The 2,756-nt window shown below is 38.9% G+C and carries 4 protein-coding genes; 1 reads left to right on the top strand and 3 read right to left on the bottom strand.

Annotation, left to right across the window (positions count from 1 at the left end):
• The first annotated feature begins 761 nt into the window (after window positions 1–761).
• Window positions 762–1,052: a hypothetical protein gene (locus tag ACUVXA_RS19335; protein WP_445872928.1), complete on the top strand. Its 291-nt coding sequence runs from the start codon at window positions 762–764 to the stop codon at window positions 1,050–1,052.
• A 158-nt stretch (window positions 1,053–1,210) separates the two neighbouring features.
• Here the strand turns inward: ACUVXA_RS19335 and ACUVXA_RS19330 are convergent, their stop codons facing one another.
• The 3 genes from ACUVXA_RS19330 to ACUVXA_RS19320 all read right to left on the bottom strand — a co-directional run.
• Entirely contained in the window at window positions 1,211–1,360 is a 150-nt protein-coding gene (locus tag ACUVXA_RS19330) for a hypothetical protein (RefSeq protein WP_445872927.1), read from the bottom strand.
• Window positions 1,338–1,811, bottom strand: a complete 474-nt coding sequence (locus tag ACUVXA_RS19325) for a PIN domain protein (RefSeq protein ID WP_445872926.1) — start codon at window positions 1,809–1,811, stop codon at window positions 1,338–1,340. The genes ACUVXA_RS19330 and ACUVXA_RS19325 overlap by 23 nt, the downstream gene beginning before the upstream one ends.
• Before the next feature lie 451 nt (window positions 1,812–2,262).
• A partial coding sequence (locus ACUVXA_RS19320) for an MBL fold metallo-hydrolase (protein WP_445872925.1) occupies window positions 2,263–2,756 on the bottom strand: 494 nt, incomplete at its 5' end.

The following is a 2,756-nucleotide window of genomic DNA, read 5'->3' as shown; positions in this document are numbered from 1 at the left end:
TACATAAGACAAACAACAACCAGAAAAACTACATACCTAAGACGGGGTCCCCTCATGCACATGAACCATTGAAAACCACCTCTATTATCAATTTTAAAAAACTTTATTTCAACTGAAACCTGTTTAAATATTTTTTCGGTCTAGTTGTGGATTCCATTTTGTGGTCTAGGAAAAGCGTTTTCAAACATTCATATATTTCTTTCCCAAAACCTGCTGTGCTATATTGCATAATTCTTATTTTTAATTTTTTATGCGTTTTACTGATTTTTTTACAATTTTACAATGTTAATTTGAAAAATTTTTAAAATACAATTAAATATTTTGAAAAAAGTAAAATTGTGCAACAGAGCACCAAAACCAAGAGAAATTAGAAAAACAGAAAATTAAAAACAATACAGAGAGAACCAAAAAACAGTATTTGAAAGTGTATTTTCCCTTTTTGTTTGTTTTTGGCTAATGGAGGTCTGCAGGTTTGCGGCGCTGCCTCTGAACCTTCGCTACGAATCTCGTGCTTCGCGGCTTTTTTTCCTTTTCCTTGGCTCTTACGCCCACTGGACAGGTTTTCTTCTGCTCCGCTTACGGTTTTGCTACTTCCATCCCTCTTAAGCTGGATATAATTCCTTGGCCGCGGGGGCGGTTTCCATTGCTGTTCGAAAAATTGAATCGAGATAGGTAACGTCAGCTTGTCGGGAGCCCCTGTGTGTATGGTCTAACTCATTTTTCGTAAATGGTTGTTGGTTAGACTGTGTAGATGTGAACCGTTGCCAACTCTAGCTCTGAATTTGTACATTGCCACCAGCCTACTGTCCTCTTATCGGGTAGCTGGTTGCAGTCATACGTTCACGTTGTATATCGGGCAGATACTTCTTATCCGTCATCTTGGATTATGTACACCGATCAGCAGTAGCCCGTCATGCACTTCAAGCCATAATCTGAAGTACAGTACTGAAGGTTGTCTCATTTCGAATCTGCCACCACATACTGTTGACACCTGCACTGCCAGCAGGGACGCTATTATTACTAGTACGTGGGCTACTATGCCTAGATGCTGACTTGCTGAGGTTTTCTCATGGTCAAAGCCACCTCTCTTAAGCAGCCTGAAGACTACCAAACTGTCAACAATATAAAGAGTGTTTCTAGATTAGCTGGTCCAAAAAGGACTCCAATCCCCGTTGAGGAATCTGTTTTTGCAATTAGAGGTTTACGAACCTTAGTTTTTTGAGAAAGTTTCATGTTGCTTGATTCGTTCTCTTATGTATTTTTTCTGTTCCTCGTAACTCATGTTCATGAACTCTTTACTCAATTTATCCCTAATCCCTCGCATCATTTTGACGGTGTCAAACTTCTTCTCCTTCTTCATAAATTATAACCTCCCATGGACTCCTTATTTCTAATAAGGGATATCCCATTTTTAAGTTTACTGCATTAAAGCCTCGGATTTTCACCAAGTTAACAATATGCTTGAAGTTCCAGCTTACTACTGCATCTACGCGGTTTATAGTGGCGATCGCTATATGCTCAGCGTCAACTAGTTTGCTCCTCCCCACAACTTTTTCAGAGATATAGTTCTGAGCAAGATTAACCGCCTCCTCCGTTAGTTCCACATATTTCGTGTTCTCCTCAGGTATCTCACTAAATACTTTCTGAACTTCTTCAGGCGCATCCTTCAATTCCAGAACTGTTAACTCAGATATTACTGCTATCATATCCCCTCGTTTAAATTTCTCAACAAGTTTCCTTGACGCCTCTTTAAACTCCTCATCCAGACATCCACCGATAACAGAAGTATCAATATAAACTCTTTGCTTCATTGACCTCACCAAACATATTATATCATATTATGCCAGATTTCTCTAAATTAAATGTGTTGCTAACGCTCAAGTGTTTATGTCTTGTGAGGCAAGATTCGAGTTGAAAATAGTGAGGTTAGATAAGCTACGTCAAGGTGTGATAAGGCAAAGAAAGGGGGTGACAAGTTACAGGTATGTTATTTTTAATAGGTTATATTTGTTAACCTAGCAAATATAAAAAATGAGATTTTTCAGGTTAATTTATTTCAACTGAAACCTGTTTAAATATTTTTTTGGTTAGTTGTGGATTCCATTTTGTGGTCTAGGAAAAGCGTTTTCAAACATTCATATTTTTCTTTCCCAAAAACCAAGAGAAATTAAAAAAACAGAAAGTTAAAAACAACACGGAAAAACCCAAAAAAGAACCAACTTAAAAAAAAGAGTGAGGGAGGATTAATGAAGCGGGGTTCTACTAGTCTATGTGACTGTAGTGTTTGAACCCGTCGCGCAGCCAGGTTATTACCACTTGGGCAAAAGCAGGTCCCACTCTTTCTATCGCTTTAGATTTAGGGATAAACTTTTGAACCAGCGAATTCGTTAAGTATTCGATGTCATCCAATTTGTTTTTATTCGCTTCAAAGAAGCCCCAAAAGCCTTCAAAAACCTTTTTTGCATCATCCAGTAAATTCTTTGCATCCGGTCCATCCCAGCAGCCATAGTGACCCAAACATGCCGAGTTGAAGCTCACCTTTTTTAGTTTATCCAGAGTTTTGTAATACTGCTCCTTATTAAACCACGGCGGATTATGGGAAGGTATAAACGTGGTAACATCAACCTTGTTTCCAATACTGTCTCCCAGAAAGATGTTCTTATTCGCCTTATCATACAGTGCTATGTGCCCCGGAGCATGCCCAGGAACCGCCATAACCTCCAGAGCCACACCTCCACCCAGATCAACCACATCAC

The organism is Candidatus Jordarchaeum sp. (assembly GCF_052745115.1).
The sequence above is the reverse complement of the archived record's forward strand: the minus strand, read 5'-3'. Positions and strand labels throughout refer to the sequence as shown.